Below are 22,973 nucleotides of genomic sequence, written 5' to 3'. Positions count from 1 at the left end.
TGAAAATGGCGCGCCTTGGAGACAGGGCGCGCCATTTGCGTGGGGATGCGGCCCCGGGGCCGGTCAGGCCTCTTTCGGGGCCTCCGGCTCTTCACCGAGGATTTCCGACACGTCCAGCCCCCGGCGCTTGGCGCTTTGCCGGACCGCCTCGCGCAGCTTCTCTGAGCGTTTGAGCAGGCGCTTGAAGCGGCTCTCGTCGAGACGCAGCAGCGTCGAGGGGGCGATGGCGCGGACCTCGGAGCGGCGGCGCCGCCTGGGGATGAGCAGCGCGAGTTGGCCGCACATCTCGCCGCGGCCGAGGCGGAAGCTTTGTCCGCCGACCTGCTGCTCGAGCGCGCCCGAGGCAATGAACCAGACCGCGCGCGCGGTGCTGTCGCGGCGGATGATGATGTCGCCCGGCGCGGCGTAGCGGGTGCGCAGCGCGCGGGCGAGGGGCCGGATGTCCTTTTCCTCGAGATCGGCGAAGAGCGGGAACTGGCGGACCAGCTCGGTGCGCTGCACCGACAGGTCGAGCGGCGGGCGCTGCTCGGCCTTGGCGCGGCGGCGGGCGAGGTCCTGCTTGAGCGCGGTGAAGAGCTCGGCGCCGATCAGCCCGTCGTCATACATCGTGTCGTATTCGCCCTCTTCGAGCCGCAGGGCGGTGCGGCGGATGAAGCGGCGTTCGAGCTCGTCGGCGTAGCCGGGGTATTGCAGGCGCAGGCCTTCGAGCGCGGTTTCGACGGCGTCGAGCCGGCGCGAGAGCAGCTCGCGCAGCAGGTCGGCGATGCGGCGGCCATGGATTCGGCGGATGCGGCCGTCGATGAAGCCCTCGAGGTCGCGCAGGATCTGCCGCTGCGCCAGCAGCAGATCGAAGCGGTCGGCAGTCATGCGCGCCAGCGGCCCAGAGATGCCGAGACGGTTGTGGGCAAAGAGCGCGGTGCGGAAGGGCGCCCCGTAGCGTGCACTGGCGCGGGCGGCGCGCTGGTAGCCGGTCCGGCCGTCGCTGCGCGCGCCTTCGATCAGCTGGTCGCAATCGGAGAGGGCCTTTTGCGCGAGCCGCAGCGACATGGTGCGCTCACGGATCCGCGCGGTGGTGGCGTCGCGCTCGGCCCCGGCAAGGGCGATGAGCCCCAGGGTGATGCGGTCCCGGTCCAGGATCTCGTCGCCTTCCTCGGCGGATTTCACCGCCTTGTCGAGCCGGGCGCCGAAGCGCTTGGCCTCGGAGCGCACGATCTCCCGGTCGAGCCCGTAGGTGTCGGTGGTGGTCGAGACCTGCTCGCGCACGGATTGCAGCGCCACGGCAACCACCTGGTTGGAGAGCGCCTGGTCGAGCGGGGCGAGCTTGTCGAGGCCGAGCTTTTTGATCACCCAGGTGAGGGTGGTGCCCTGCACGAGCAGCGTCCAGAGGGTAAAGCCGGTGGCGAGGATGCCGACCACGCGCTTGACTTCGAAGGGCACCCGGAAGCTCTCGGTCACCGCGAGGGCCAGCGCGAGGGTCAGCGCGCCGCGCAGCCCGCCCCAGAGGATCGCGACCCGGTAGGGGCGTTCGATCTTCGGCGACAAGCGCAGCAGCCGCAGGATCGGCAGCAGGCCCGAGAGGATCGCGGCGCGGGCGGCGATGGCGGCAACGACAACCACGAGGATCAGCAGGAAATCGCGGAAGTTCGTGTCCTCGAGCAGCCGCGGGATCAGCAGCGCGGCGAGGATGAAGATCAGCGCGCCGGCCCAATGGGCGAGGATATCCCAGACGTCCTTGAGGTTGGCCCAGGCGGTGGGCGGGATCTTTCCGGGGCCGACGAGGTTGAGGGTGAGCCCCGAGACCACCACTGCGATGACCCCCGAGGCGCCAAAAACCTGCTCGGAGCCGATGTAGGCGAGATAGGGCAGGGCGATGGACACCGAGAGCTGCGCCTTCTCGTAGCGTTCGAGCAGGGCCATGGCGCCGATCGCGCCCTGGGCCACCAGCCAGCCGGCCAGTGCGCCGCCGCCGAGCAGCATGGGGAACTGGGCGAGTGCGCCGAGCGGCGTGGGGTTCGGCACGCCCTCCATCACGAAGCCCATGAACAGGCCGAAGAGCGCGATGGCGGCGGCGTCGTTGAGCAGGCTCTCGCCCTCGATGATGCGCACCAGCCGGCGCGGTGCGGCGATGGATCGGAAGATGCCGACCACCGCCGAGGGGTCGGTGGTCGACACGATCGCCCCGACGAGGAAGCAGGCCATGAGCGGCAGCGCGCTCGTCCACGAGAGCGCCAGACCGACAAAGAGCGTGGCGGCGACCACCGCGACGATGGCCAGCACGAGGATCGGCACCCAGTCGTCGAGCATCCGCCTGAGGTTCATGCCCAGCGTTGCCTGGAACAGCAGGGTGGGCAGGAAGACGTATAGGAAGACGTTGGACCTTATGGGGAAGTTGATGATCGCCGCGGCCACGGGATTGAGCGCGTCGGTGATATCGGTGCGCAGGAAGAAGATCGCCGCCCCGCCGATGAAGGTGCCGAGAAGCGCGAGGATGGCGCTGTAGGGCAGACCGAGGCGGGCCGCCAGCGGCTCGGCCGCGGCGATGACGAGAAAGAGCGACGCGATGACCGCGGTGACGAGAACAACATCCATGCCCCCAGATAAACCGCAAACGACGTCGGGAGAACGGCGGTGCGTCAAATTTTTCGTGCTTTGCGTTACATCGCCGGTGCGGCCTGCGCGGGCGCGGCAGAATTGCGCGGCGCGGCGAGCTACAGCCTTGAGATGTGGGGACGGCCGGGCTATCAGCGGCGGCAATTACGGGAGGGCGGTTCCCCATGCGAAGGAGACACTCGATGACCCTGGATCGGAGACATTTCATCACGGCGGGCGCGGCGCTTGCGCTGTCGCCGCTGCTGCCGCGCGGGGCGCGTGCCGCCTTCAGCCCGACCCCGGCGGACTGGCGCCGGTTCGAGGTCACCACGCGCGTCGAGATCCCGGCGGGCGGCAAGCCCGTGCAGGCCTGGGTCCCGGTGCCCTCGGTGAACGAGGCGGGGTGGATGCAGGCCGAGGCGCCGAGCTTCTCGGGCAATGCCGACACCGCAGTGCTGGTGACCGACGCCGAGAGCGGCGCGCAGTTCATCCACGCGGTCTGGAGCGGCGGGCAGGAGAGTGCCGAGCTGGAAGTGGCCGCGCAGGTCTCGACCCGCGACCGCGCTGTCGACCTTGGCGCGCCGGGGCAGGGGGCGACGCTCTCGGAGGCGGATCGCGCGCTCTACACCGCGCCGACGCGGCTGATCCCGACCGACGGTATCGTCAAGGCGACCGCCGACATGATCACGCAAGAGATGGAGACCGATCTCGAGAAGGCGCGGGCGATCTACGAGTGGGTCGTCGAGAGCACCGAGCGGAACCCCGAGACCCGCGGCTGCGGCATCGGCGACGTGGCCTCGATGCTGGAGATGGGCGATCTGACCGGCAAATGCGCCGATCTCAACGCGCTTTATGTCGGGCTGGCGCGGGCCGCCGGCCTGCCGGCGCGCGATGTCTACGGTCTGCGCGTTGCGCCTTCGGCCTTTGGCTACAAGAGCCTTGGTGCGGGGTCGTCGGATGTCAGCAAGGCGCAGCACTGCCGCGCCGAGGTCTTCCTGTCGGACTACGGCTGGGTCGCGGTCGACCCGGCGGACGTGCGCAAGGTGATGCTCGAGGAGCCGCCGAAGAACCTCGCGCTCGACGATCCCAAGGTGCGCGCGGTGCGCGCCGCGCTCTTCGGCGCTTGGGAAGGCAACTGGATCGGCTTCAACTTCGCGCATGACGTGGCGCTGCCTGGTTCAGCGCGCGACGAGGTGGGCTTCCTTATGTATCCGCAGGCCGAGATCGACGGCGTCGAGCAGGACGAGCTCGACCCGGGCAGCTTCGCCTATTCGATCACGGCGACCGAACTGGACGCCTGAGCGAAACCCGACGCGCGCGCCGATGCCGGCGCGCGCGGTCCCGGGCACGGTCCTAGGGCGTGTTTTCCGGGGAGCGGCTAGCTGACCTTGTGTCAAGCGCCGCATTGCCACTTGGCACCGAACCCCTTTGAATCTACCTCACGCCCCATGAAGTTCCTGTTCAAACGCCGCAAGCCGCCCGCGCCCGTCTTCGATGCCCCGTTCCGCCCCGCCGACAGATGTATCGTCATCGGTGACGTTCATGGCTGCGACGCCTTGCTCGCCAAGCTGTTGGGGCGCCTCGAAGGGCGCTCGTCGCCGGAGACCAAGCTGGTGCTGGTCGGGGATTATGTCGACCGGGGGGACGAGAGCGCCGCGGTGCTGCGCCGTCTGCAGCAGATGCAGGCTCGTCTGGGCAGCGAACAGGTGATCTGCCTGCGCGGCAACCACGACCAGATGATGCTGGACTTTCTCGACGATCCAAAGACGGCGGGGGCGCGCTGGTTCAAGTACGGCGGGCTGCAGACGCTGGCGAGCTATGGCCTGGCGGGGGTCGCGCATACCGCGCCGGAAGAGGACTGGGTGAAGCTGCGTGATCGTTTGCGCGCGGCGATGACACCGGAGATCGAGACCTGGCTGCGCGGGCTGCCGTTGAGTTGGCAGACCGGCAACGTCTTCATCTGCCATGCCGGAGCCGACCCGCTCCGCCCGCTCGAGGCGCAAAGTTCCCGGGACCTGATCTGGGGACCGCCGGGTTTCGAGACCACGGCGCGCACCGATGGCAATTGGGTGGTGCATGGGCACACGATCACCGATCACGCCCGCCCGACCGCGGGGCGCGTTCCGGTTGATACAGGTGCCTATGCCACTGGCCGGCTGACAGCAGCGCTGCTGAGCTCTGGCAAGGTGGAGTTCGTCTCGACCTGAGGTGAGACCCTTAAGGGGTGCTGGAACACCTTCATTCTCGTCATGGTTGATTTGTGCCGAGTCGGGAATCTGGCGCGTTCGAGGACAAAGGGACCGCGTTCGGGACGCAAAAGCCTCGGTTTTGACGCTATTTGTCCCATTCATGCCCCAGCCGCCACGAAATGGTGCGCAGGCGCGTCCGGCGACCGCCGTTTCTTTCAGCATCAGGGCGCAGCTGTGTGCATTGTCGGCCACAAAGCCGGGTTTGGGAAAATCGGTCCCTGCGTCAACTAGGCCCGGGAACAGGGAGGGCTTGGCTGCTACCCGAGAAGTTCAAGCCCCTGTTTCCAGAGCGTTAATTTTGATGAAAGGTTTGTTGCGGGCGTTCGGCGGCGCTCGAACTGCCAAAAATCCGTTACGAAAACGTCTTGTAGCCGTGGGTTGAAGCCCTAAAGCACCGCGTGTATCAGCAAAGTGTACTTAATGATTAACGGGAGCTGACCCTCAGCTCCGTACAATACTTGGCCCAAGATGTTTCAGAAATTAACTCTTTTGTCCGGCATGTCCGCCGTCGGATCGATGCATCTAGCCATTTCGCTTGGAGGATTTAGCCGATGAGATCCATTGAATTCGGGGCAAGCGAAGATGACGCCCACTCCCCACGCCCCACCGATGGCCGCTTTCTCCGTTGGAGCGACAGGGTCTATGCTCACGTCCTGAAGCGGTGGTTCGACCTTGCCGTCGCACTGATGCTGGTGCCCGTCCTGCTGCCTGTGATTGCTGTGCTGTGGGTGGTCGTGCGCGCCGATGGTGGGCCGGGCTTCTTTGGCCATAAGCGTGTCGGCAAGGACGGTCGGACCTTTCGCTGCTGGAAGATTCGCACCATGGTGCCGAATGCCGAGGAAAAGCTGCAGGCGCTGCTGGCCAGCGATGAGGCCGCCGCGGCGGAATGGGCGCGCGATCACAAGCTGACCAAGGATCCGAGGATCACGCTGATCGGCAGGTTCCTGCGGCAGACCAGCCTCGACGAGTTACCGCAGATTTGGAACGTGGTTCTCGGGGAGATGAGCTTTGTCGGGCCGCGCCCGATCGTCGATGCGGAACTCGAGAAATATGGCGTGCACCAAGCGGCTTACCTGTCAATGAAGCCAGGGGTGACCGGGCTTTGGCAGGTGTCGGGGCGCAACGATGTTACCTATGACGAGCGCGTGGCCATGGATATCGAATACCTGCGGGTGATGTCCTGCGCCACCGACATCAAGCTGATGGTGAAAACCTTCACCGCCATGTGCAACCGCACCGGGTATTGAAAGGTCTTCGGAAGGCGCGTTCGCTCCTTGGGAGCGGCGCGCGTTTGCTATGTTCGGGGTGCCGCCAGGGTGTCGCAGGGAACTGACCCTGCATGGAGGCTGCGCAGGGGTGTGCCGGGATTTTCGGCATGTCTCGCGCACAGCTTGCGCGGGCGCCCGCGATCGCCGCGCGCAGGGTGACAGGAGAGGGCGGCGGGTGATAACCTGGTACCGAGGGTTCAATTAGGGCCGTGTCGGTGTTTTGTGGTCCGACCGATTTCTTTGGAGCCGTCTGGTTTCTCTTCCGCCGGTGTCCGACTTTGCCGTATCCTTCGGGCACAATCGTTTAAGTCTTAAGACGCGAGTTAATCGCACAATTGAATTCAGATTCCTATTTTAGGGGGGCGATCATGTCCTTGCGGAGTCATCGCTATTTCAAGTGCAGGTATTGCAATCACAAGTTGCGCTTTGGGGCGCAGCAATGTGGAAGCTGTTATCAACCGACCCAGATGATCAACCGGGTGCCAACCTGGACCGTGCTTGGCTTAGCGCTTGTTGTCACCGGTGCAGCGGTGGCGGCCGGGACGCTGCCGTCGATTCTGAATGCCAGCAAAGGCGGGGCAGGTCAGGAACCGGGGGCGACCGGCGAGGCGCGGATCAAGGTGAGCCTATAAGGGATGCGTCGGCCCGATCGCGGGGATCGGGCCGGTGAGTTGCGGTGAACCCTCTGTCAGCCGAGGATCGCCTCGCGCAGCTGCGCGAGGCCCTTGTGCATGAGCGCCTCGGCACCGGCGCGGTCCTGCGCCTCGACGTAGAGCCGCAGCTCCGGGGCGTTGCCCGAGGGGCGGACGTGCAGGATGCGGCCGTCGGCGAGGGTGATGCGCACGCCGTCCGTCTGATCGCAGGCTGCCTCGGTGGCGCCGAGCGGGGCGAGGAAGGCCGCGCGGGCTGCGCTGTCCTCGCGAAGCTTGGCGACGAAGGGTTGCGAGGCCTCCTGCGGCACCTCCTGAAGGCGGTCGGCCATGGTGACGACGGGCGGCTCCTGCGCGACGCGGGCCGACAGAGGGCCGTCGCCAGTGGCGATCAGCGTCATGATGAGTGGCAGCATGCAGTCGCGGGTGGGCAGGGCGGCGAGCGTGCCGGTCGGCCCCTCGGCGGGAAAGCCAAGGAGGAAGCCGCCGTTGGCCTCGTAGCCGACGACCTTGCCGCCGAGCTTTTCCATGCCGGCGATCACGAAGGGCGAACCGATGCGGGTGGTGAGCACCTTGCCGAAGCGCTTGCGGGTGACGCCGGAATTGGAGGAGATCGGGGTCACCACCGCCTCGGCGCCGAGGGCTTCGGCGGTGATCTGGCCCATGATGTCGCCGGGCACGATGGTGCCGGTCTCGTCGGCCAGAAGCGGGCGGTCGCTGTCGCCATCGGTGGAGACCAGCGCGTCGAGCTTGTGCTCCGTCACCCAGGCGGCGATCTGCGCGCGGGTGTCCAGGTCCACCGCCTCGGTGTCGACGGGGATGAAGGTCTCGGACCGTCCCAGCTCGCGCACCTCTGCGCCGAGGCCTTCGAGCATGGCCCGCAGGTCGTCGCGGCCTACGGCGGAATGGGCGTAGAGGCCGATGCGCTTGCCCGAAAGGGCGTCGCTGCCAAGCGTGTCGACGTAGCGGGCGACGAAGCGAGTACCGGCCTCGGGATCGGTGTCGAGCGGGCCCTCGGCGGTGCCTGCCCGGCGGCCAAGGGCGGCGGTGATCGCCGCCTCGTCGGACTTGGTGATCTCGCCGCTGCGGGTGTAGAACTTGAGGCCATTGCGGTCGGCGGGGATGTGGCTGCCGGTGATCATGATCGCGCCGGCACCGGCCTCCTGCGCGGCGAGCGCCAGCGCCGGGGTCGGCAGCGCGCCGCAGTCGATCACCCGCAGCCCCTCGGCGCGGGCGGCGGCGATGATGTCGCTCGCGATGCGCGGGCTGGAGGGGCGCAGATCCTGTCCGACGCAGAGAAGCCCGCCGTGGTCGCAGGCTGCGGCGAAGGCGCGAACGTGGTCGGCGACCAGTTCGGGGGTCAGTTCCACCACGAGGCCGCGCAGGCCGCTCGTTCCGAATTTCGGTGCCATCAGGGCGCCTTTCCTGTCTTTACAGAAGCGCCGACCCTCGCGGGCCGGCGCGGTATTTTCGCTCTTGGCGGGGTCAGCCCTTGGCGCCTTGGCCTCTGGCGTAGACGTCCTCGTAACGCACGATGTCATCCTCGCCGACATAGGAGCCGGTCTGCACCTCGATCAGCACCATCGGCATCTTGCCGGGGTTCTCCATCCGGTGAACGGCGCCGAGCGGGATGTAGACGCTCTCGTTCTCGGTCACCAGCTTGACCTCGTCGTCGACGGTGACCCGCGCGGTGCCCTCGACCACGATCCAATGCTCGGAGCGGTGGAAGTGGCTCTGCAGCGACAGCGAGGCGCCGGGGTGCACATGGATCCGCTTCACCTGGAAGCGGCTGCCGACCACGAGGCTTTCGAACCAGCCCCAGGGGCGGTGGTCCATCGGGAATTCGACCGCCTGCTTAGCGCCCTTCTTCTTCAGCGCGTCGACGGCCAGCTTCACGTCCTGCGCCCGGTCCTTGCTGGCCACCAGCACGGCATCGTTCATCGCCACGGCGATGACGTCCTTGAGGCCGATGCCGACGATCTCGATGGCGTCGGAGCCGGTGCGCAGCATCGATCCCTCGCAGTCGATCGCCGTGGCGCCCTCGCTGCAGACCACACCGTTCTCGTCCTGCTCGAGCTCGCGCCAGATCGCGTCCCAGCCGCCGAGGTCGGACCAGCCGCTGTCGAAGGGCACCACTTCCAGCGCATCGGATTTCTCCATCACCGCGTAGTCGATCGAGATGTCCTCGGCCTCGGACCAGGGGCCGGGCGCGAGGCGCAGGAAGCCGAGGTCGACCTCGGCCTGGTCCACCGCGGCGCTGACCGGGGCCAGCAGGCCGGGGGCGTAGGTCTCGAAGGCGGCGAGGATGTCCTTGACCCGGAAGAGGAAGATCCCGGCGTTCCAGAGGAAGCCGCCCTGCGCCAGCATCTTGGCGGCATTCTCGGCGTCGGGCTTCTCGACGAAGCGTTTCAGCGGCGTGGTGGCGGGGCCGGCGTTGGCGAGGTCGAGCTCGAGGTAGCCGTAGCCGGTCTCGGGCCGGTCGGGGTGGATGCCGAAAAGCACCAGCTTGCCTTGCTCGAGCGCGGCCCGGCCGTTCTCGACCGCGGCGCGGAAGGACTCGCGGTCGGGGATGCGGTGATCCGAGGGCGCCACCAGCATCGCCGCCTCGGGATCCTTGCGCGCGAGGTGCAGCGCGGCGGCCAGAACGGCGGGGGCGGTGTTGCGCCCCTCGGGCTCGATCAGGATCGCGCCGGGGTCGATGCCGATGGCCGAGAGCTGCTCGGTTACCACGAAGCGGAAGTCGGAGTTGGTCACGACGACAGGCTTGGTGAAGCAGGCGCTGCCCGAGAGGCGCTCGGCGGTGGCCTGGAACAGGCTGGTGTCATCCACGAGCCGCGCGAACTGCTTGGGGTAGCTCTTGCGCGAGACCGGCCAGAGCCGTGTTCCGGAACCGCCACAAAGAATGACCGGGGTAATTGCCTGCATGAATGTCTTTCCTTCCAACTGCCGAGCAATGCGACTGCGGATGTTTTTAGAAACATCGCCTAACAGCCGCATGAAACCACTGCGAAGGAAAAGAGCATTTGCCAATAGGAACGGCAAGCGGAAGGCACCCTAAACCGATGCATTGCGCCAGATAAGGTCCCGTCAAAGATCGTCGAATTGGCAGCCGCTCGTTTTCCCGTCACGGCGACAGAAACCTCGGGCGCGTGGGGTTTGCAAGACGTGGCGACGCCTTGGCGGCACGGCGGCGGGAAATTGTCGCCCGGCTGCAAGAAAGGCAGTGAAAAGGAAAGGGCCGGAAGCATGGCTCCCGGCCCTTGATATGAGTCGCCGTCAGGCGATCAGGCGATCAGGCGTTCCAGGGGCGGTCGCCCTTGGCGTCCTTGACGCGGGTCGGCAGACCGATCTCGTCGAGGATGGTGAAGAAGGGCTTGGGGTCCAGCTCCTCGACGTTCTTCATGGTCTTCGCATCCCACTCGCCCGAGGCGACCAGCATTGCCGCGGCGACCGGCGGCACGCCCGCGGTATAGGAGATGCCCTGGCTGCCCACCTCGTTGTAGGCGTCCTTGTGGTCGGCGACGTTGTAGACGAACATCTCGACCTCTTCGCCGTCCTTCACGCCCTTCACGAGATCCCCGATGCAGGTCTTGCCGGTGTAGTCGGGCGCGAGCGAGGAGGGGTCGGGCAGCACGGCCTTGACGACTTTCAGCGGCACGACCTCAAGGCCTTCGGCGGTTGTCACCGGCTGCTCGGACAGCAGGCCGAGCGACTGCAGCACGGTGAAGACGTTGATGTAATGCTCGCCGAAGCCCATCCAGAAGCGCACGTCCGCCTGCGGGTAGTTGGCCGAGAGCGAATGCACCTCGTCGTGGCCCGACTGGTAGGTGCGCTGGGTGCCGACGACGGGCAGGTCCCAGTCCTTGCCCGAGGCGAACATCGAGGTTTCCTTCCACTGCTGGTCTTCCCAGTAGTAGACGGTGCCGGTGAACTCGCGGAAGTTGATCTCGGGGTCGAAGTTGGTGGCGAAATACTTGCCGTGCGAGCCCGCGTTGATGTCGACGATGTCGATGCTCTTGACCTCGTCCATCTGGTCGATGGCGAAGCGGGCGAAGGCGTTGACCACGCCCGGATCGAAACCGGCGCCAAGGATCGCGGTGATGCCTTTCTCGGCGCAGAGGTCGCGCTTTTTCCACTCGTAGTTGGCGTACCACGGCGGGGTCTCGCAGATCTTCGCGGGATCCTCGTGGATCGCGGTGTCGATATAGGCGGCGCCCGTCTCGATGCAGGCGTCGAGCACGTACATGTTGACGAAGGCCGAGCCCACGTTGATGACGATCTGCGCGCCGGTGTCGCGGATCAGCTGCGCGACGGCGGCCGTGTCCATCGCGTCGACCTGGTGAGCCTTGAGGACGCCCTCAACCTTCATCGCGCCCTTTTCGCGGACCGACTCAAGGATCGCTTCGCATTTCGAAAGCGTCCGGCTGGCGATATGGATCTCGCCGAGCACATCGTTGTTTTGAGCGCATTTATGCGCCACGACCTGAGCGACGCCGCCTGCGCCGATGATGAGAACGTCTTTTTTCAACTCACTGGACCTCCGTCTTTGTCCGTCTTGGTTTGCGTGCGCTCAGGAGAGCGCGGCGCTGAAATCGTCGTAGGTGAAGTCGCGCACCAGCCGTTCGCTGCCGTCGAGCTCGCGGATGGCGATCGAGGGCATCTGCACCCCGTTGAACCAGTTCTTCTTGACCATCGTGTAACCGGCGGCGTCCTGGATCGAGAGCCGGTCGCCGGGGTTCAGCGCCTTGGGGAACATGAACTCTCCAAAGATATCGCCCGCCAGGCAGGACTTGCCGCAGATCATCCAGGGCTGATCGCCGCTTTCCTTCATCTTGGCGCTCTCGCGGTAGATCAGCAGGTCGAGCATATGCGCCTCGATCGAGCTGTCGACAATCGCGAGGTTCTTGCCGTTGAAGAGCGTGTCGAGCACCGTCACCTCCAGCGTGGTCGAATTCGTGATCGTCGCCTCTCCGGGCTCAAGATAGACCTGCACCTCGTTTTCGCCAGCAAAGCGTTTGAGCCGCTCGGCAAGGCGGTCGAGCGGATAGCCTTCGCCGGTGAAGTGGATGCCGCCGCCGAGGCTGATCCATTTCATCTGTCGGATAAGATGACCGAAGCGCTGCTCGATGGAGCCGAGCATGGCGTCGAAGCGCTCGAAGTCGGCGTTCTCGCAATTGTTGTGGAACATGAAGCCGCTGATCTGCTCGAGCACCGGCTCGATGTCCTTGGGGTCATGCTCGCCAAGGCGCGAGAAGGGGCGGGCGGGGTCGGCGAGATCGAAGCCCGAGGTGGACACGCCCGGGTTGACGCGCAGACCGCGGGTGTGGCCGCGGCTGACGTCCTCGAAGCGGGAGAGCTGCGCGGCGGTGTTGAAGATCACCTTGTCCGAGCTTGCCAGCACCTCTTCGATTTCATGGTCGGCCCAGGCGACGGAATAGGCATGGGTCTCGCCCGGGAATTTCTCCCGGCCCAGCTTCACCTCGAAAAGCGAGGAGGAGGTGGTGCCATCCATGTACTCGCTCATCATGTCAAAGACCGACCATGTGGCGAAACACTTGAGCGCCAGCAGCGCCTTGGCGCCGGAGGTCTCGCGCAGGTGGGCGATCTTCTCGAGATTGGGCAGGAGCCGCGATTTGTCGATCAGGTAATAAGGCGTCTGCATCGGTGGTCACCTCCGGACAGCGAACACGGGGAAGCCGTGCCAATATAGCGCAAGCCCGCCGAGAACAATGCCCCCCTGTTGCCGCAGCTCTCTGACATAGGTGTGACGGTCTCGAGGGGCTGGGCGCGAAAGCTTTGGGCGAGGATTGCGGGTCTTTTCGAAGAGAGGCGGGCGTGGGGCAGGGGGCATGGAAAAAGGGGCGGCCCGAAAGCCGCCCCAGTTGGTCGAAGTCCCTGTCGGATGGTGCAGGCTCAGGCGGCTGTCTTCAGCTTCTGGCTGGCCTGCGGGGAAACGAAGGCTCCGTGCAAGGCGGCGATGACCGGATTGAGGTCGTCGCGCTCGAGGATGAACTGCACGTCCACGTTGCGCGGACCCTGAGTGGCACCGATCGCTTCATAGCCCGCCTCGGCGATGGCCTGCAGACCGCGCGTCAGGACGCGCAGGGTGCTGAGGTCACGTCCGATGACCGAGGCCATCGACAGCGTGCGCGAGCTGATCTTGGCTTGCGGGTAGAGCTTGGCCAGATCGTCTTCCACCCGGCGCATCGTCTTGAGCGAGCTGTCCAGGTAGTGGGTGATGGTGTTGGCGTTCGACACCTTCGAGACGATGCGGACCTGGTGACGGGTCAGCACGTCGAGGATCGCGGCGTCATAGCCCTTCACGCCCACCATGTCCTGCTCGAAGACCTCGAGCGCCACGATGTCGAGCCCGGTGACGATCTCGACCGCCGGGGTCTCGGCCGGCTGATCGTCGATCAGCGTGCCCGGATCGCCCGGCTCGAAGGCATTGGTGACGCGCAGCGGCACCTGCGCCTGGCGCAGCGTCTTGGCGGCCTTGGGGTGGATCGCCTCCATCCCCATGTTCGACAGCTGGTCGGCCACGTCGTAGTTGGTGCGGCCCAGCTTGCGCACGTTCTCGGCGCCCACCAGCTTGGGGTCGGCGGAGCTGAGGTGGAACTCCTTGTGGATGATCGCCTCGCGCGCGGACGTCAGAGACGCCAGCTTCGAGAAGGTCACCTCGGAATAGCCACGGTCGAACTCGCGCATCAGCCCTTCGGTGCACTGGGCATAGCCTGTGACGATGGGCATCTCGGTGGTCGGATCGACGCCTTCCATCGCTTTCATGATGCGCTCTTCGAGCGTGTAGTGACCATCGTCGCGCCAGCCCGACAGATCGACGTTGCGCGCGTTGACGCCGGAGCGCTGGAGCATCAGCACGGTGACATAGGCCGAATGCGCCTCGCCGAGACCGGAGAGCAGCTCGCGGATCTGCAGCATGTGCTCCGACAGCTGGAAGTGCCCGTAGGAGCACAGCCGCTGGAGGTCGATCAGGCAGTTGCGCGCGCCCTCGATACGGTTCCGCACGAAGTCGGTCGCCTGCTCGACGTCGCCGGGATGGTCGAGCACGGATTCATGTGCCTCGATCATCGCCTTGGAGACTTCGGTCAGCGCGTCGTGCCAGCCGTGGCCGGTGTCGGAGTTGGCGAACTGGCCGTAAACGCCCGGCTTTCCCGATTTCTTGTGCTCGAGCAGCAGGTCGGTGATGCCGCCAAAGGCGGAAACCACGAAGACACGACCGTAGAGATCATCCCCCTTGCGGCCGCCGATGAGCAGCGTGTCGCGCAGTTCGTTGAGGCGGGACATGCTCGTCCCGCCGATTTTCTCAACGGTATGGGTCATGGCTTACGCCACCTCCTCGGCGGGGGCGTAGGAGCCGTCTTCGCGGTGCACTTCGGTACCGGTGACGGGCGGGTTGAAGCAGCAGGCCATGTGAAGCTCTTCCTCGGCACGCAGGATGTGCTTGTCGTTGAGGTTGAGCGCATACATGACGCCGGGCTTGATCTCGTGGGTCTCGCCGGTGGCGATATCGGTGATCGAGCCCTTGCCCTTCATGCAGTAGACGCTCTCGAAGTGGTGCTTGTAGTGGAACGTGTGTTCCGAGCCCGCCTCGAGGATGGTGATGTGGAACGAAAAGCCCATACCGTCCTGCGCCAGCAGCATCCGGGTGGAGGTCCACTGCGCGTCGGCAATATGCTTGTCGGTGTTCTTCAGGTCGTTGAAATCTCGTACAATCATGATGTCACTCCGCGGCAATCTTGTGGTTGTTCAGGCTGGTGGCGACGCTCTCACGCAGGATCTCGAAACCCTTGCGGAAGGTCTCCTCCGAGGTGGTGAGCGGCGCGAGCACCTTGACGACTTCGTCGTCCGCACCCGAGGTCTCGATGATCAGACCGCGCTCGAAGGCCGCGGCGCAGATCGCACCGGCCAGCTCGCCCGAGCCGACATCGACGCCGCGCATCAGGCCGCGGCCCTTGAGGTAGGCACCGGGGACCATCTCGGCGATGGTGTTGAGCTCGTGCTCGATCAGCTGCGCCTTCTCGGCCAGCGACTTCTGGAAGCGGCCATCGGCCCAGAACTTCTCGAGCGCCACGCGCGCCGTGATGAAGGCGTGGGTGTTGCCCCGGAAGGTGCCGTTGTGCTCGGCCGGTTTCCAGACGTCCAGCTCCGGCTTCAGCAGAAGCGCGGCGAAGGGCAGGCCGAAGCCCGAGAGCGATTTCGCCAGCGGAATCATGTCCGGCTCGACGCCCATCTCCTCGAAGGAGAAGAAGGTGCCGGTCCGACCGATGCCGGCCTGGATGTCGTCGGCGATGAGCAGCGCGCCGTGCTTCTTGGCAAGGCGGGCGATGCCGCGCAGCCATTCGGCGGAGGCGGCGTTGAGGCCGCCCTCACCCTGCACCGGCTCCACGAGGAAGGCGGCGGGGGCATCGAGACCCGACGAGGGGTTCTCGAGCATCATCTCGATCTGCGCGAGCGTATCGACATCGGGACCAAAGGCGCCCTCATAGGGCATGTGGGTCACGCCCTGCAGCGGCATGCCGCCGCCGTTGCGCTTGCCCTTGTTGCCGGTGGCTGCCAGCGCACCCACGGTCATGCCGTGGAAACCGTTGGTGAAGGCGATGATGTTGGTGCGGCCCGTCACTTTGCGGGCGAGCTTCATCGCGGCCTCGACGGCATTGGTGCCGGTCGGGCCGACCATCATCACCTTGTGGTCCATACCACGCGGCTCGAGGATCAGGCGCTCGAATGTCTGCAGGAAGGCTTCCTTGGCGTCGGTGTGCATATCGAGACCATGGGCGATGCCATCGCTCATGATGTGCTCGACCAGCGCCGCCTTCATGTGCGGATCGTTGTGGCCGTAGTTCAGCGAGGAACAGCCGGCCAGGAAGTCGATGTAGGTCTTGCCCTCGTCGTCGGTCAGTTCCGAACCACGGGCAGAGGTGAAGCTCACCGGGAAGGAGCGGCAGTAGGAGCGTGCCTCGCTCTCGCGGCGAGCGTAAATAGTCGGGCCGTTAGACGTGTCTTTCGGCATAACGAAGTCCTTTCTAGAACTTAGAAAAAGATAAGATTAGCGATTTTGGGGGAGCGATCAGGCCGCGGCGCGCAGCTGCTCTTCCTCTTCGGGCAGCTCGATCGTGACCATGTGTTCGGTCGCGTGCATGCCATCGAAGTGGTCGTCGCGCGTGTAGTGCGGCGCGTCCGTCAGGTCGCCGCCGATCGAGCGGGCGAAGCTGCGGAACAGACCCCACGATGCATCGTTGTCGCGGGTGATCGTGGTCTTGAGTTCGGTCGCCTCGGCACATTCATCACGTTCGACAAGATGGGTGAGCATCTTGCGACCGAGGCCCAGGCCGCGCGCCTTGGGGCTGACAGCCACCTGCCAGACGAAGAAGGCGTCCTGGTTCGGGATCATGTGCCCCGAGATCCAGCCCACCACCTCGCCGTCAAGTTCGGCCAGCACGCAGGTGTCGCGGAAGTGTTCGGCCTGCACGAGGTTGCAGTACATGGAGTTCTCGTCCAGCGGCTTGCACGCGCGCACGAGGTCCCAGATCGCAGCCCCGTCCGTTGCTTCGGGCTTACGCAGCACCGGCGTGCGCGTCTCAGGCTGTGTCATGTCTTTCGGCATCGATCTGGTGTCCTCCATTTCGTTCGTCAATCTAACTAATATACCCGGCCTAAAGTTTCAACCGACGAAGCATTTTTTACGCTCATAGCGGCCCATGAGCCTATTTTGCAGCGTTCATGCTAAGATTTTATGAAGCAAATCTGCTTAGTCTTGCGAATGACACAGTCAAGTGCTTAGCCAATTGAAGCTCTGGCGGAATCCTGCCAAAAGTCATGCATGGCTGACCCAACTCCAGATCGCACAGACCAGAGCCTGATCGCGCTGCGCCGCATCCTGCGCGCGACCGAGCTTTACGAGCGCAAGCTTGCGCAGGCCGCCGGCCTGACGCCGGCGCAGCTGCGCGTGCTGCAGATCGTCGCCAAGAAGGACCACGGCGCCGCCACCCCCAAGGGGCTGGCGACCCAGATGGGGGTCAGCCAAGCGACGGTGACCGCGCTGGTCGACAAGCTGGTGGCGCGCGGCATGGTGGCCCGGCATCGTTCCGACGTGGACCGCCGGCAGACCGACGTGGCAATCACCGACAAGGGGCGCGAGGCGGTGAGCCAGTCGCCCGACGCGCTGCAGCAGAAATACGTGAAGAGCTTCGAGGGGCTGCAGGACTGGGAGCAGGCGCAGCTCGTGGCGTCGCTCGAGCGGGTCGCCGCGATGCTCGATGCGCATGAGATGGATGCCTCGCCGGTGCTGACCATCCGCGACATCCGTCAGGAAGGTCAGTGACGGTCTGACCGCATGCCCCGGGTCTGGAACCGTCGCAGCCGCAATCGTGCTTGAATCCCGGTCTGCCGTCGGGGCAGATGGGGCAACCCGCGCCGCCCGGGGGAGGGCTGCCCGCGCGGCCGGGATGGCGCTTCATGACGCGACCCGGCGCAGGGCGGGCGCGTGCCTCGAACCGGAGCGCCTCATGCCGCAGCAGATCGCCATCAACATCAAGACCCAGGCCTATCACCGCATGCTCGGCGAACGCTTCACGCTGCACGATTGCACCGCTGGATACGCGCATCTGACCGAGACGGAGCGCGCCGCGGTCCGCGTGCTGATCACCGCCGGGTTCAAGGGCGCCACGGGCGCCGAGATGGACGAGTTGCCGAACCTCGGGCTGATCTGCTGCGTCGGCACCGGCTACGAGGGGATCGACGTGCAGGCGGCCATCGACCGCGGCATCAGGGTCACCCATGGCGCCGGGGTGAACGCCGGGGCGGTGGCCGATCACGCCATGGCGCTCCTGCTTTCCGTGGTGCGCTGTATTCCGCATCAGGACCGGCTGACCCGCTCGGGGGCGTGGAACTATACGGAGACGCCGCGACCGCTGGTCTCGCGAAAGAAGATGGGGATCTTCGGCATGGGCGGCATCGGCGCGGCGCTGGCGCGACGGGCGACGGCCTTCGACATCGAGGTGAGCTACCACAGCCGCAGCCCGAAGCCGGAGCTGCCCTATGCCTATGTGCCCTCGCTGTTGGAACTGGCGGGGCGGGTCGATTACCTCGTGGCCTGCGTGCCGGGCGGGGCGGCGACGCAGCACGCGGTGAACGCCGAGGTGCTCGCCGCGCTGGGGCCGCAGGGCTATCTCTTCAACGTCGGGCGGGGCACGGTGGTCGACACCGACGCGCTGATCGCGGCATTGCAGGCGGGCACGCTCAAGGGCGCGGGACTCGACGTCTTCGAGCATGAGCCCGAGGTGCCTGCCGCGCTCTGTGCGCTTGAGAACGTCGTGCTGACCCCGCATATGGCAGGCAACGCGCCCGAAGTGCAGCAGATGGCGACCGACCTCATGTGCGACAACATCGCGGCCTTTACGGCCGGTGCGCCGCTGGTCACCCCGGTGCCGGAGATGAGGGCGCTGGCAACCGCCGGCTGAACCGGGCGCGGGGCAGGGGGCTCAGTCCTCCTGCGCCGGGTGTGCGGCGGCGACGGCGACCAGCGCCTCAACGAGGTCCTGCAGCACCGGGTCCGGCAGCATCCCCTCGCGCAGCGAGATGCCGAGGGGCCCGCCGAGCAGCTCGTTCTGCACCGGCAGCACGCTCAGCTCGCCGCTGTCCAGTTCGGCGCGGACCACGCCCGCCGAGATGAACCAGATGGTGTCGGAGCGCGCCACGACGCGGCGTCCAAAGGCGTGGGAAACATTCTCATATGCGGGAATCGGCTCGCCCAGTCCCAGCGATTGCAGGAAAGCGCGCACCGAGCCCGAGATCACCGCCCCGGCGGGCGGCAGCATCAGCGGGTAGCGCAGCAACTCGGCGGGCTTCCAATCTTGCCCGGCGAGCGGGTGGCTGGGGCGGATCACCGGCACCACGCGCTCCCAGTATAGCTGTCGGAAGCTGAGCCCCTCGCCGGTACCAGTGGCGGGCATCCGCCCCACCACGATGTCCAGCGCCCCTTCGCGGAGCTGCGACAGCAGCAGCCAATTCGGCCCGGTGGAGACGCGCAGGGTGCAGTCCGGGTGGGTCTCGCGGAATCGCGCGGCGGCATCTGGGAAGAGCCCGGTGGCAGCGGTCGGCAGCACCCCCACGGCGAGTTTGCGCTGGTGCTGCGGGAGATCGCTCAGCAGCCGCTGCCCACGCTCGAGATCGGCAAGCGCGGTGCCTGCGTATTGCTGGAAGATCTTTCCCGCCCGGGTCAGTGCAAGACGTCGCCCGCTGCGGTCAAAGAGCTGGGCGTTCAGGATATCTTCTAGCTCCCGCACGGTCTTGGAGGCCGCGGGCTGGCTCACATGCAGGCTCTCGGCGGCGGCGCTGAGGCTGCCGAGCCGGGCGGTCTCGAGGAAGACGCGCAGGTGCCGCATGCGCAGGTGGGGGTGGATCATTCATAACCTCGGAGTTATGGGTTCTGCCTCTGGTTATATTTTTCATCGGCGATTTGCCATGGCAGAAGAACGCCAAGGCCCGATCCGGCCGCGAGGAGGCATCATGCAGACAATCACCGTAGCCGGCGTCAGCCTGCACATCCGCGACGAGGGCCCGAAAGATGGCCGCGTGCTGATGCTGGCCAATTCGCTCGGCACCGACCTGCGGGTCTGGGACGCGCTCATCCCGCTGCTGCCCGAGGGGCTGCGCGTGGTGCGTTTCGACAAGCGCGGCCACGGGCTGTCGGATGCCCCCGAGGCGCCCTACGAGATGGAGATGTTGGTGGGCGATGCCGAGGCGATCTGCGAGGCGCTGGAGCTCAAGGACGTCACCTTCGTCGGCCTGTCGATCGGCGGGCTCATCGGGCAGGGTCTTGCGGCGAAGCGGCCGGACCTCATCCGCGCGCTGGTGCTGATGGATACGGCGGCCAAGATCGGTACGCCCGAGATGTGGCAAACCCGGATCGACGGCATCCGCGCAGGCGGCGTCGCCGCGCTGGCCGATGCCATCCTCGAGCGTTGGTTCACCCCCGGCTTCCGCGAGAGCGACCCGCAGTTCGCCGCGTGGAGGAACATGCTCGTGCGCACTCCGCTCGAGGGCTACGTCGGGTGCTGCGCGGCCATCGCGGGCGCCGATCTGACCGAGAGCACCCGCGCGCTGACGCTGCCGGTGCTGGCCATGGCCGGAGCCGAGGACGGCTCGACCCCGCCCGAGCTGGTGCGCGCCACCGCCGAGCTGTGCCGGGCGGAGTTCGCGCTGATCGAGGCGGCGGGGCACATCCCCTGCGTCGAGCAGCCCACCGAGACCGCCCGCCTGATCAACGACTTTCTGGAAAGGACTGCCTGAATGGACGAGCTTTACGAACAGGGCATGAAGACGCGCCGGTCGGTGCTGGGCGATGCCCACGTCGACCGCGCCGAGGCCAACAAGACGCCTTTTGACGAGCCCTTCCAGACGCTGATCACCCGCAGCGCCTGGGGCACGGTCTGGGCCTCGGACGCGATCAGCCAGCGTGAGCGCTCGATGCTGACGCTGGCGCTGCTGGCGGCAACTGGCAACTTCGAGGAGATCCCGATGCACATCCGCGCCACGGCGCGCACCGGGGCCAGCAAGCAGGACGTTCTGGAGGCCTTCCAGCACGTGGCGATCTACGCCGGGGTTCCGCGCGCCAACCACGCGCTGAAACTGGCCAAGGCGACCTATGCCGAAATGGAGGCGGCAGCCGAATGAGCAACTTCATCACCCCAGACTCGATCAACGACAAGGGTCCGCTGATCCCGCGCAACCGCTACGTGCATCCGGTGGCTTATGATCCGGGCTACAAAACCAGCGTCGCGCGGTCCCCGAACCTGCCGCTGCTGTCGCTGGAAAGTTCGCCCTCGGAGGAAACCGGCCCGACCTTCGGTCACGGCAAGCTCGGCGCGCTCGACAACAACCTGATCCTCAACTGGACCAAGGGCGCGGCCCCGGCCGTGGGCGAGCGCATCCTGATGCACGGCCGCGTGCTCGACGAGAACGCGCGCCCGGTACCGAACACGCTGCTGGAGATCTGGCAGGCCAACGCGGGCGGACGCTACCGGCACAAGAAAGATACCTACCTGGCGCCGCTCGATCCGAACTTCGGCGGCTGCGGCCGCACGCTGACGGATGAGAACGGCTATTACCAGTTCCTGACCATCCGCCCGGGCGCATATCCCTGGCCGAACCGCGGCAACGACTGGCGTCCGATGCACATCCATATCTCGGTCTACGGTCACAGCTTCGGCCAGCGGCTGATCACCCAGATGTATTTCGAGGGCGATCCGCTCATCGACCATTGTCCGATCGCCGCGACGATCAAGAACCGCGCCCAGCTCGACGCGCTGGTCGCCCCGCTCGATCTGGCGCATTCGCGCCCGCTCGACTACCTCGCCTACAAGTTCGACATCGTGCTCCGCGGCCGCCGCCAGTCGATGTTCGAGAACAAGCTGGAGGGCATGTGATCATGGTGCAGAAACTCGACACCCTCGTGGAAACCGCCTCGCAGACCGCCGGGCCCTATGTCCACATCGGCCTGATGCCCACCTACGCGGGCAACGCCGGGTATTACCACGAGGAAATCGGCGTCAGCCCCATCGAAGAGGGCTGCGAGGGCGAGATCATCGAGATCACCGGCTCGGTCTACGACGGCACCGGCTGGGCGATGCGCGACGCGTTGATCGAGAGCTGGCAGCCCGATGCCAAGGGTGTGTTCCCCGGTCAGGACGGCGCTGACCCCAAGGTTTCGGGCCATTGCCGCTTTGCCGCCGATGCCGAGACCGGCGAGTTCACCCTGCGCACGGTGAAGCCGGGCAAGGTGAAGGGCCGCGGCGGCGTGGTCGGCGCGCCGCATATCTCGCTCTGGGTCGTGGCGCGCGGCATCAACATCGGGTTGCAGACGCGTATCTACTTCGAGGACGAGGACAATTCCTCGGACCCGCTTCTGGCACGCATCGAGCAGCGCCCGCGGGTCGAGACGCTGATCGCCAAGAAGACCGGCGAGGGCAAGTACCGCTTCGACATCCGCTTGCAGGGCGAGGGCGAGACGGTCTTTCTCGACATCTGAGACAGGCGCTGTAAGCAAAAAAGAAACGGGGCGGCCTTAAGGTCGCCCTTTCGACATGCAAGAGGGACGGAGCAAGATGAGCGCGAGCGTTTTCGATCACCCCTGGCTGGGCGGGCTGTTCGGCGATCCGGAGATGGCGGAGATTTGGTCCGCCGAGCGCCAGATGTCGCATATGCTTGCCTTCGAGGCGGCCTGGAGCCGGGCGCTCGGCGCCTGCGGGCGGGTGGATGCGGCGCTGGCCGAGGCTGCGGCCGAGGCGATTGCCTCGGCGCGGATCGATCTCGCGGACATCCGGGCAGGCATGGCGCAGGATGGCGTGCCGGTGCCGCGGCTGGTGAAGCAGCTGCAGGTGATTGTCGGACCGGACGGGGCCTCGGCGCTGCACAAGGGTGCCACCTCGCAGGACGTGGTGGACAGCGCGCTGGTGCTGACGCTCAAGGACAGCACCGCGCTGCTGGCACGGCGGGTGGCCGAGCTCGAGGCGGCTTTGATCGAGCTTGACGCGCGACAGGGCGAGACCCCGTTGATGGGCCGCACGCGGATGCAGGCGGCGACCGAGATTACCGTGTCCGACCGCCTGCGACCCTGGCACCAGCCACTTGCAGCGCATCTGGAACGGCTGGCCGAGATCGCCCCGCGGGTCGAGCGCGTGCAGGTCGGCGGCGCCTCGGGCGACCGCGGGGCGCTGGGGGAGGACGCGCAGGCGGTGACCGATCACGTCGCCGCCGAGCTCGGCCTCGCCAGCACCGGCGGGGCATGGCACGCCATGCGGGGCAGGGTGGCCGAATACGCGGGGCTCTTGTCGCTCATCACCGGCACGCTGGGAAAGATCGGGCAGGACATCTGCCTGATGGCTCAGCAGGGGCTGGATGAGATCAAGCTCTCGGGCGGCGGCGGCTCTTCGGCAATGCCGCACAAGCAAAACCCGGTGGGGGCCGAGCTGCTGGTGACGCTGGCGCGGTTCAACGCGGTGCAGCTTTCGGGCATGCACCAGGCGCTGATCCACGAGCAGGAGCGCTCGGGCGCGGCCTGGGCATTGGAGTGGATGATCCTGCCGCAGATGGCGCAGGCCACGGCCCGGGCGCTGGCGACGGCGCAGGCGCTGGTGGGGAGCATCGAGCGGATCGGCGCTCCGGACTGAGTGGCGGGCGAGCCCGCCTTCCTGTAA

The 22,973-nt window shown here is 66.3% G+C and carries 20 protein-coding genes; 10 read left to right on the top strand and 10 right to left on the bottom strand.

Annotated elements, in window-relative coordinates; genetic code table 11:
• Positions 1-63: 63 nt before the first annotated feature.
• Positions 64-2,589, bottom strand: coding sequence for a cation:proton antiporter (locus CEW88_RS20885; RefSeq protein WP_108970289.1), 2,526 nt, complete (start codon positions 2,587-2,589; stop codon positions 64-66).
• 203 nt (positions 2,590-2,792) lie between these two features.
• Here CEW88_RS20885 and CEW88_RS20880 point away from each other — a divergent pair, with 203 nt between their 5' ends.
• From CEW88_RS20880 to CEW88_RS20870, 3 genes are all read left to right on the top strand, one after another.
• A complete protein-coding gene (locus tag CEW88_RS20880; protein ID WP_108970288.1) occupies positions 2,793-3,890 on the top strand; it encodes a transglutaminase-like domain-containing protein in 1,098 nt (365 codons plus the stop codon).
• A gap of 147 nt (positions 3,891-4,037) precedes the next feature.
• Positions 4,038-4,796 carry a metallophosphoesterase family protein gene (locus CEW88_RS20875; RefSeq protein WP_108970287.1) on the top strand — a complete coding sequence of 253 codons (759 nt, stop codon included), beginning with the start codon at positions 4,038-4,040 and terminating at the stop codon, positions 4,794-4,796.
• A gap of 593 nt (positions 4,797-5,389) precedes the next feature.
• Positions 5,390-6,085 carry a sugar transferase gene (locus CEW88_RS20870; protein ID WP_108970286.1) on the top strand — a complete coding sequence of 232 codons (696 nt, stop codon included), beginning with the start codon at positions 5,390-5,392 and terminating at the stop codon, positions 6,083-6,085.
• Positions 6,086-6,794: 709 nt separating this feature from the next.
• Here the strand turns inward: CEW88_RS20870 and CEW88_RS20865 are convergent.
• The 8 genes from CEW88_RS20865 to ectA all read right to left on the bottom strand — a co-directional run bounded on the left by CEW88_RS20865 (position 6,795) and on the right by ectA (position 16,381).
• A complete protein-coding gene (locus CEW88_RS20865) occupies positions 6,795-8,168 on the bottom strand; it encodes a phosphomannomutase (RefSeq protein ID WP_108970285.1) in 1,374 nt (457 codons plus the stop codon).
• Between the two features lie 73 nt (positions 8,169-8,241).
• Positions 8,242-9,681 (bottom strand): mannose-1-phosphate guanylyltransferase/mannose-6-phosphate isomerase, encoded by a 1,440-nt coding sequence (locus CEW88_RS20860; RefSeq protein ID WP_108970284.1) that lies wholly within the window; start codon positions 9,679-9,681, stop codon positions 8,242-8,244.
• Between the two features lie 367 nt (positions 9,682-10,048).
• Complete coding sequence (locus CEW88_RS20855) at positions 10,049-11,284, bottom strand: saccharopine dehydrogenase family protein (RefSeq protein WP_108970283.1); 1,236 nt, start codon at positions 11,282-11,284, stop codon at positions 10,049-10,051.
• A 42-nt stretch (positions 11,285-11,326) separates the two neighbouring features.
• Complete coding sequence (locus CEW88_RS20850) at positions 11,327-12,418, bottom strand: carboxynorspermidine decarboxylase (protein WP_108970282.1); 1,092 nt, start codon at positions 12,416-12,418, stop codon at positions 11,327-11,329.
• Between the two features lie 251 nt (positions 12,419-12,669).
• Positions 12,670-14,097, bottom strand: a complete 1,428-nt coding sequence (locus tag CEW88_RS20845) for an aspartate kinase (RefSeq protein WP_108970281.1) — start codon at positions 14,095-14,097, stop codon at positions 12,670-12,672.
• A gap of 3 nt (positions 14,098-14,100) precedes the next feature.
• Entirely contained in the window at positions 14,101-14,493 is a 393-nt protein-coding gene (locus CEW88_RS20840) for an ectoine synthase (RefSeq protein ID WP_108970280.1), read from the bottom strand.
• A 4-nt stretch (positions 14,494-14,497) separates the two neighbouring features.
• The gene (gene ectB, locus CEW88_RS20835) at positions 14,498-15,787 is read right to left on the bottom strand and encodes a diaminobutyrate--2-oxoglutarate transaminase (protein ID WP_108970279.1); all 1,290 of its coding nucleotides are present in this window, start codon (positions 15,785-15,787) and stop codon (positions 14,498-14,500) included.
• Positions 15,788-15,844: 57 nt separating this feature from the next.
• A complete protein-coding gene (gene ectA, locus CEW88_RS20830; protein WP_108970278.1) occupies positions 15,845-16,381 on the bottom strand; it encodes a diaminobutyrate acetyltransferase in 537 nt (178 codons plus the stop codon).
• A gap of 216 nt (positions 16,382-16,597) precedes the next feature.
• Between ectA and CEW88_RS20825 the strand changes: the two genes are divergently transcribed.
• Both CEW88_RS20825 and CEW88_RS20820 read left to right on the top strand, forming a co-directional pair.
• Positions 16,598-17,098: a MarR family winged helix-turn-helix transcriptional regulator gene (locus tag CEW88_RS20825; RefSeq protein WP_108970277.1), complete on the top strand. Its 501-nt coding sequence runs from the start codon at positions 16,598-16,600 to the stop codon at positions 17,096-17,098.
• 184 nt (positions 17,099-17,282) lie between these two features.
• Positions 17,283-18,236: an NAD(P)-dependent oxidoreductase gene (locus CEW88_RS20820; protein WP_159099697.1), complete on the top strand. Its 954-nt coding sequence runs from the start codon at positions 17,283-17,285 to the stop codon at positions 18,234-18,236.
• Between the two features lie 21 nt (positions 18,237-18,257).
• Here CEW88_RS20820 and CEW88_RS20815 read toward each other — a convergent pair whose 3' ends face one another.
• Positions 18,258-19,181, bottom strand: a complete 924-nt coding sequence (locus tag CEW88_RS20815; RefSeq protein ID WP_108970275.1) for a LysR substrate-binding domain-containing protein — start codon at positions 19,179-19,181, stop codon at positions 18,258-18,260.
• Between the two features lie 103 nt (positions 19,182-19,284).
• On the opposite strand from CEW88_RS20815, the gene pcaD reads away from it, so the two are divergent.
• The 5 genes from pcaD (at position 19,285) to CEW88_RS20790 (ending at position 22,946) form a co-directional block, all read left to right on the top strand.
• Positions 19,285-20,067 (top strand): 3-oxoadipate enol-lactonase, encoded by a 783-nt coding sequence (gene pcaD / locus CEW88_RS20810; protein ID WP_108970274.1) that lies wholly within the window; start codon positions 19,285-19,287, stop codon positions 20,065-20,067.
• Positions 20,068-20,451, top strand: coding sequence for a 4-carboxymuconolactone decarboxylase (gene pcaC / locus CEW88_RS20805; protein WP_108970273.1), 384 nt, complete (start codon positions 20,068-20,070; stop codon positions 20,449-20,451).
• Entirely contained in the window at positions 20,448-21,203 is a 756-nt protein-coding gene (gene pcaH, locus CEW88_RS20800; RefSeq protein ID WP_193989100.1) for a protocatechuate 3,4-dioxygenase subunit beta, read from the top strand. The genes pcaC and pcaH overlap by 4 nt, the downstream gene beginning before the upstream one ends.
• 2 nt (positions 21,204-21,205) lie before the next feature.
• Positions 21,206-21,805, top strand: a complete 600-nt coding sequence (gene pcaG / locus CEW88_RS20795; RefSeq protein ID WP_108970272.1) for a protocatechuate 3,4-dioxygenase subunit alpha — start codon at positions 21,206-21,208, stop codon at positions 21,803-21,805.
• A gap of 76 nt (positions 21,806-21,881) precedes the next feature.
• Positions 21,882-22,946 (top strand): 3-carboxy-cis,cis-muconate cycloisomerase, encoded by a 1,065-nt coding sequence (locus tag CEW88_RS20790; protein ID WP_108970420.1) that lies wholly within the window; start codon positions 21,882-21,884, stop codon positions 22,944-22,946.
• The last annotated feature ends 27 nt before the right edge of the window (positions 22,947-22,973 follow it).

It is taken from the genome of Alloyangia pacifica, from assembly GCF_003111685.1.
GTDB classification, from domain to species: Bacteria; Pseudomonadota; Alphaproteobacteria; order Rhodobacterales; family Rhodobacteraceae; genus Salipiger; species Salipiger pacificus_A.
This window is presented reverse-complemented; position numbering and strand designations above follow the sequence as displayed.